Origin of the sequence: Peptostreptococcus russellii, from assembly GCF_003012055.1 — a bacterium.
Taxonomy (GTDB): domain Bacteria; phylum Bacillota; class Clostridia; order Peptostreptococcales; family Peptostreptococcaceae; genus Peptostreptococcus; species Peptostreptococcus russellii.
This window is the reverse complement of record NZ_JYGE01000012.1, coordinates 1-7,339: the sequence shown is the minus strand read 5'-3', so window position 1 is coordinate 7,339 and position 7,339 is coordinate 1. Positions and strand designations below refer to the sequence as shown.

The 7,339-nt window shown below is 32.4% G+C and carries 5 protein-coding genes and 3 rRNA genes; 5 read left to right on the top strand and 3 right to left on the bottom strand.

Translation table 11 applies throughout. From position 1 onward, the window contains the following. Positions 1–201, bottom strand: a 16S ribosomal RNA gene (locus UF10_RS09170); the annotation flags it as partial. A 604-nt stretch (positions 202–805) separates the two neighbouring features. Between UF10_RS09170 and UF10_RS09165 the strand changes: the two genes are divergently transcribed. The 5 genes from UF10_RS09165 (at position 806) to UF10_RS09145 (ending at position 5,551) form a co-directional block, all read left to right on the top strand. Continuing rightward, entirely contained in the window at positions 806–1,360 is a 555-nt protein-coding gene (locus tag UF10_RS09165; protein ID WP_170062478.1) for a CD3072 family TudS-related putative desulfidase, read from the top strand. Beyond that, positions 1,350–2,441: an ABC transporter ATP-binding protein gene (locus tag UF10_RS09160; RefSeq protein WP_106777492.1), complete on the top strand. Its 1,092-nt coding sequence runs from the start codon at positions 1,350–1,352 to the stop codon at positions 2,439–2,441. Before UF10_RS09165 ends, UF10_RS09160 begins: the two co-directional genes overlap by 11 nt. Before the next feature lie 107 nt (positions 2,442–2,548). Next, the gene (locus UF10_RS09155) at positions 2,549–3,328 is read left to right on the top strand and encodes a carbohydrate ABC transporter permease (RefSeq protein WP_330403961.1); all 780 of its coding nucleotides are present in this window, start codon (positions 2,549–2,551) and stop codon (positions 3,326–3,328) included. A 22-nt stretch (positions 3,329–3,350) separates the two neighbouring features. Next, positions 3,351–4,181 carry a carbohydrate ABC transporter permease gene (locus UF10_RS09150; RefSeq protein ID WP_106777490.1) on the top strand — a complete coding sequence of 277 codons (831 nt, stop codon included), beginning with the start codon at positions 3,351–3,353 and terminating at the stop codon, positions 4,179–4,181. A gap of 23 nt (positions 4,182–4,204) precedes the next feature. After that, positions 4,205–5,551, top strand: coding sequence for an ABC transporter substrate-binding protein (locus tag UF10_RS09145; protein WP_106777489.1), 1,347 nt, complete (start codon positions 4,205–4,207; stop codon positions 5,549–5,551). A gap of 1,234 nt (positions 5,552–6,785) precedes the next feature. On the opposite strand, the gene rrf is transcribed toward UF10_RS09145, so the two are convergent. Next, positions 6,786–6,902, bottom strand: a 5S ribosomal RNA gene (gene rrf, locus UF10_RS09140). Positions 6,903–6,969: 67 nt separating this feature from the next. Continuing rightward, positions 6,970–7,339 (bottom strand): 23S ribosomal RNA (locus tag UF10_RS09135); the annotation flags it as partial.

Sequence of the window (7,339 nt, the reverse complement as noted above, 5' to 3'; positions counted from 1 at the left end):
GATGCCATCAGTGTACGTTATCATGTATTAGTATGCTTTTCAGCATGTTATCCATGTGTATAGGGCAGGTTACCCACGCGTTACTCACCCGTCCGCCGCTCAGTCTTCTCTGGTGCAAGCACCAAAGGGACCGCGCTCGACTTGCATGTGTTAAGCACGCCGCCAGCGTTCATCCTGAGCCAGGATCAAACTCTCGTTAAAAAATTTGTCTGCTCAGATAATTATCTCGAAATATCTGGCTTGGTTTGTTTGTGGTTTAAACAAGTTTGCTTGTTTAAACAGTTAATTTCAAATGCTTTATTTAAAAAGCTTTATTGAATTAACCTGCTGTTCAATTTTCAAAGTTCATTGTGTGTCGTGTTTTGACGACTTATTAATAATAACATTTTTAAAAGTTTTTGTCAACACTTTTTTATTTTTTATTTTCAAGTGAATCAGTTCTTTTAAATTTTATTTTTATCTGCGTCTCAAGGACAAGTAATAATATACCATCTTTCATTATAAAATGCAAGCCTTTTTTAAATCTTTTTTTATTTAATTCTAGCGTATAGATTAATCACATAAGCTTGCTACTTAATATAGAAAAACATAATATCGTTATCCTGCATATATATTTAAATACTCTATCTAAAGTGCTATAGTATATTTATATTATCTTATTAAAAAGCTTTATATTGCTAGATTCTATAAGATAATATATTTGTGCATAAAATTACATATAAATATAAAAATAATGAATAAAGTAAATAAATTACTTTATCTTTTTATGTAAGTATTTATCTATATAGAAAGAGGTGTGTAAGATTTGAAAAAATTAATTATAGTAAGTCATTGCCTTTTGAATACATCTTCTAAAGTGTTCTACTTTGGAAATAAAGAAGGTTCAAAAGAAGACATAAATAGAAAGAAGTTTTTAAAAGAGTGTTTTGATAAAGATATTCAGCTATTTCAACTACCCTGCCCCGAATTTATAATGTATGGTTCAAAACGTTGGGGTCATAGTAGAGAACAGTTTGAACATCCTTTTTTTATAGATCACTCAAAAAATATTTTAAAGACCGTCATATTACAGCTAAAAGAGTACTTAAGAGACGATAATGTGGAAATTTTAGGCATTGTAGGAGTAAATGGTAGCCCTAGTTGTGGAGTTGATTTTTCTTTTTCATCTAATTGGAAGGGTGAAATTTCATCAAATCCCGATTTAAATCAGATGCTTAAGGACTACTCTTATGAAAAGGAATATGGTGTATTTATAAAAGTACTAAAAGAACTATTAGAAGCAGAAAAAATTAAACTCCCAATAATTCCACTTGATGAAAATACTCTAGATAGACTTCTTGGAGGGGAATATGAAGATTAAACTAGAAAATATCTCCAGAGTTTTTCAAGAAACAAAGGCAGTAGATAATATTAATATAGAAATAGAGGATGGATCTTTAATTTCCATACTTGGACCGAGTGGATGTGGAAAAAGTACTAGCCTATCACTAATTTCAGGGTTGGACTCTCCCACTGACGGCAATATCTATTTTGATGATATAAATGTGAACAATGTTTTGGCAGAAGATAGAAATATAGGTATGGTTTTTCAAGATTATGCACTGTATCCACATATGAGTGCACAAGACAACATAGCTTTTCCCTTAAAGATGAAAGGCATGAAAAAAAGAGATCGTCTACTTGAGGTCGAAAACATATCTAAGTTACTTCATATTAGCGACTTACTGAAAAGAAAACCAGCAAAATTATCAGGTGGTCAACAGCAAAGAGTTGCAATTGCAAGAGCTTTGGTAAAAAAACCTGACTTACTTTTATTAGATGAGCCCCTTTCAAACTTAGATGCCAGACTGCGTATCAAGCTTAGAGATGACATAAGGTCACTTCAAAAAAAACTTAATATTACTACTATATTCGTTACTCACGATCAAGAAGAAGCTATGAGCATCTCAGACAAAATCCTTCTATTGAATAAAGGCAAAGTCGTTCAATATGGATTTCCTATGGATCTCTATCTTGCTCCAAATAGTATTTTTACAGCTAAGTTTTTGGGAAATCCACCTATTAACTTGATTAAAGCAAGCAAAACTAATAATAAAATCTTACTTGATAAGACTGATATAGAGCTAAACTTGAAAAATCACACAGTAAATTGTCCTGATATAAAAAGACTTGAAAAAAACGAAGAAACTAAACTAACTGTTGCTATAAGACCTGAAGATTTGTATATAGATGATAAAGGTCCTATAGAGTCTACTATAGAAAGCATACAAACTTTGGGTAAAGAAGCATATATTAAATTTAATTTAGGAGATGAATCTTGGATTTGCTCTAGCAGTTGTAGTGAGGAACTTAAAGTAGGAGATAGAATTCGCCTGCAAAGTAAACTAATCCATATATTTTTTGAAAACCTAGATGATTTTAATGAGATAAATGGTGGCTAAATATGAAAAGAATCAAAAATAAAAACATTCAAGCCCTATTTTATCTCCTACCATCACTACTTATAATTTCGGTCTTTCAAATATACCCCATTATTAAATCTTTTCTAATGGGCTTTTATACTAAGTTTGATTACCTATCTGGAAATGTAGAAAAGATGGGACTAGATAACTTTGCATTTGTACTTAAAGATCCAGAATTTTTACTAGCACTTAAAAATACCTTTGTATTTGCTATATTTTCTGTACCACTTGGAATTATATTCGCGCTAGTATTTGCTTTGATTTTAGACTCTAATATAAAGTTCAAAAAGTTTTTTAGAAGTGTATACTTTCTTCCATTTGTTACTTCTACTACTGCAATAGCAATTATGTGGAAATGGATGCTCAACAAAGATTACGGCTTAATCAATGCCTTGCTAGCAGTTTTAGGAATGCCAAAGATTGCTTGGCTTACAGATCCTAATATGACTATTCCTATGCTAATAGTTCTAAGCATTTGGAAGGGTCTTGGATATAAAATCATAATTATTCTTGCAGGACTTCAAAATGTGGACAAAAGATACATTAGTGCAGGAAAAATTGATGGTGCAAATAATATTAAAAGAATATTTAATATTACTATCCCAATTATTAGACCTGTTTTGATATTTTTATTTATTACATCCCTTATTGGATCTTTCAAATTATTTGATGAAATATATATAATGTATCAACAAAAGCCAGGGCCATTAAGAAGTGGACTCACAATAGTCTATTATATATTCGATAAATTTTATAGACATTGGGAATTTGCCACTGCTGCAGCTGCAGCCTTTATCCTGTTTATTATAATACTAGCGGTGACATTGATTCAGTTTTTGATTATAAAAGCAATGGATAGAGATTGAGTTTAAGATTTAGGAGTTTAAAATGACCAATAAAAAACATAGCCTAGTAGGCATTATTTCATATATCATCCTCATATTAGGATTGATATGGGTATCATTGCCATTTATTTGGATGTTGCTTACTGCATTTAAACCTTCAAATGAAGTATTGAAAATGCCGCCACAATGGATTCCAACTGTTTGGAAATGGGAAAACTTTAAAGATGCGATTAAGTCGGTTCCCTTTAATAGATACTTTTTTAATAGTGTCTTTATATCTATTGCTGTCACTCTTGGAGATATACTAACATCCATACTTGCGGCATATGCATTTTCACATATAGATTTTCGCTTTAAGAAAATATTACTTGCAACTTTACTTGCCTGTATGATGATTCCAGGCGAAATTTTAATGATACCAAACTATGTAACACTAAGTAAATTTGGATGGATAGATACATATAAGGCCTTAATTCTGCCTTGGTGTACAAGTATTTTTTCTATTTTACTTATATATCAGCAATTTATCAGTTTACCTAAATCCTATTACAAGAGTGCAAAAATAAATGGATGTTCTGATTTAAGGTATTTATTTACTATACTGATTCCTTGCTCTATTCCAACACTTGCTTCTGTCGCTATTTTGAAGTTTATTAACTGTTGGAACTCATATATCTGGCCACTAATAGTTACAAATAGTACTGATATGAGAACTCTTCCTGTTGGTGCTGCTGCATTTTCAACTGAAGCTGGAGTCAGATATAACACTTTAATGGCCTTTTCTGTTCTTATGACTATTCCAATAATTTTAATATATCTTTTTACTCAAAAGTATCTTGTAAAATCTATTGGTAGTTCTGGAATTAAAGGATAAATAAAAATTCACGGAGGTATTTTATGAAAAAGAAATTTTTAGCAATAGCTTTATGCTGCACTATGCTTGCGACTACACTAGCTGGATGCGGTAGTGAAAAAGCAAAAGATGATTCAAAAGAATCTACTAAAACTGAAATGTTGGCAACCAAAGTCAACAAAGATACTGAAATAACTTTTTGGCACGCTATGAGCGGAGTCAATGAAGAAGCAATTCAAAAAATTACAGATGATTTTATGAAGCAAAACCCTAATGTGAAGGTAAAGCTTGTAAATCAAGGAGGCTACCTAGACTTATTTGATAAGCTAATGGCTGCAGCAAAAGCAAAACAGTTGCCTACTATGACACAAGTTTATTCAAATCGTTTATCTTGGTATGTATCTAAGGATTTAGTAACTGACCTAAACCCATACATGAATGATAAAGAAACAGGTATGACTGAGGAAGAGAAAAAAGATATACCTAAAATATTTTTAGATGATGGTATTTGGGATAACAAGCAGTATGCACTACCTCTAAATAAGAGCCAGATGGTGCTTTACTACAATGAAGGAATGTTAAAAGAAAAAGGTATAGAAGTTCCAAAGACTTGGGAAGAATGGAAAAAAGCTTCAAAGGAATTAACAGTTGATGAAAATAAAGATGGTGATCCTGAAGTATATGGAACTGTTTTTGCAAATAATCTATCTACAGATATAGCACCTTGGGTGGTTCAATCTGGAGGTAGCACAATGGACGAAGAAACTAATGAGCTACACTTTAACTCAGAGCCAATGAAAGAAGCAGTTGGATTTTTAGATTCAATGTTCAAGGAAAAAACAGCTAGATTTGCAGGTGATGATCAAAACGCCAACGTTCCACTTCAAGATGGAAGAGCTGCTATGTGTATAGCTTCTACTTCTGCCCTACCTTATATAGAAGAAGGAACTGCTGACGGCATAAAAATAAATGCTGCTCCACTTCCAGGAAATAAAAATGATGCACAACTATACTATGGTACTAATATAGCTATCTTCAATACTGCTAGCAAACTTGAACAACAAGCTGCTTGGGAGTACCTACACTTCTTAACTAACAGTGAAAATACAGCTTATTTTGCTGCTGAAACTGGCTATATACCTGTAAGAACTTCTGCAAAAGATGACCCTGTCTTCAAGAAAGTATTGGATGAAAAACCAATTAAAAAATTATCTTTTGATAGCTTTGACAAGGGCTTCCAAGGAACTAGAAATATCGGTGGTATCAATGCACTTGATGAATTAGGCAAGCAAATAGATCTTGTATTCCACGGAGAAAAAGATATTGACAAGGCATTGGATGATGCTCAAAAGAACGGAACAAAGGCAATGGAAGATGCTAAAAATAACTAGGAAGAATTACTTGTAGAAAATATTTAAAAAATATTAATTGATTTATAACCCAAAGGACTAGTATGATAATTACTAGTCCTTTTTTATTTATGGTAAATCCATTCCACATCTTATGTAGTATTTATTTTTTCAGAATACAGATGTATCCATATTAGGGAGTATATCTCTATTTCATGCTACAGATAGTTTCCACTTTATGTGGTATATCTCTATTTCATGCTACAGACAGTTTCCACTTTATGTGGTATATCTCTATTTCATGCTACAGACAGTTTCCACTTTATATGGTGTATCTTTATCTCATGGTTAAGGTACTTAACACTTTATATGGTATCTTTAACATCTAGATTATATTCAAACGATACAAGTATTGATAATACTAAAATTGTTACTTTATAACTTTTATTATAAAAGACATACTATGGTGGATCTATTATTTATGACAAACTTTGATGCCACATTATGTGGTGTATCTTAATCTCGTGCTACAGATAGTTTCCACTTTATATGGCTCTTCTTTATTTCATGATGAAGGTACTTAACACTTGAATATGGTATGTCTCTATTTCGTGGTAAGCATTAATTCTAATTTATATGGTATCTCTTTATTTCATAGTAAGCATTAATTTTAATTTATATGGTTATATTTAACTTCTAGGTTATATTTAAATGATATAAGTATTGATAATACTCACATTGATACTTTGGATTTTTTATTATAAAACACCTAATATGGCGGGTCTATTGTTTATGACAAACTTTAATACCACATTATATGGTAGATCTATATCTCATGCTACAGAATTATCTGGTGTATCTTTATTTCATGCTACAGATAGTTTCCACTTTATATGGTATATCTCCATTTCCTAGTAAGCATTAATTCCTCTTTATGAGGTGTATTTAAGATATAGATTATATTCAAATTATATAAGTATTAGTAATACTCAAATTGATGCTTTAGAACTTTTATTATAAAACACCTAGTATGGTAGGTCTATTATTTATTACAAACTTTAATACCACATTATCTGGTGTATCTTTATTTCATGCTACAGATAGTTTCCACTTTATATGGTATATCTCTATTTCGTGGTAAGCATTAATTCCTATTTATCTGGTGTATTTAACTTATAGATTATATTCAAACGATGCAAGTATTGGTAATACTCAAATTGATACTCTAGAACTTTAATCAATAAAAAAAGCCCTAGCATAAATGCTAGAGCTTATTACGTGGCTACTTCCTACTCTCCCAGGCAGTTTCCCACCAAGTACCTTTGGCGCTGGAGAGCTTAACTTCTGTGTTCGGTATGGGAACAGGTGTATCCTCTCTGCTATAATAACCACATATTTAATTGAAGTTTGTACCTTCAAAACTGAGTATATTTAGTAAACTTTGACGTCCATCGTATTTATTGGTCAAGTCCTCGATCTATTAGTATCAATAAGCTACATACATTACTGCACTTACACCTTTGACCTATCAACCAGGTAGTCTTCCTGGGATCTTAACCTTACGGTGGGAAATCTTATCTTGAAGTGGACTTCGCGCTTAGATGCTTTCAGCGCTTATTCTTTCCATACATAGCTACCCAGCTATGCCCTTGGCAGGACAACTGGTACACCAGAGGTATGTCCACCCCGGTCCTCTCGTACTAGGGGCAGATCTCCGCAAATTTCCTACGCCTGCGACGGATAGGGACCGAACTGTCTCACGACGTTCTGAACCCAGCTCGCGTACCACTTTAATGGGCGAACAGCCCAACCCTTGGGACCAACTACAGC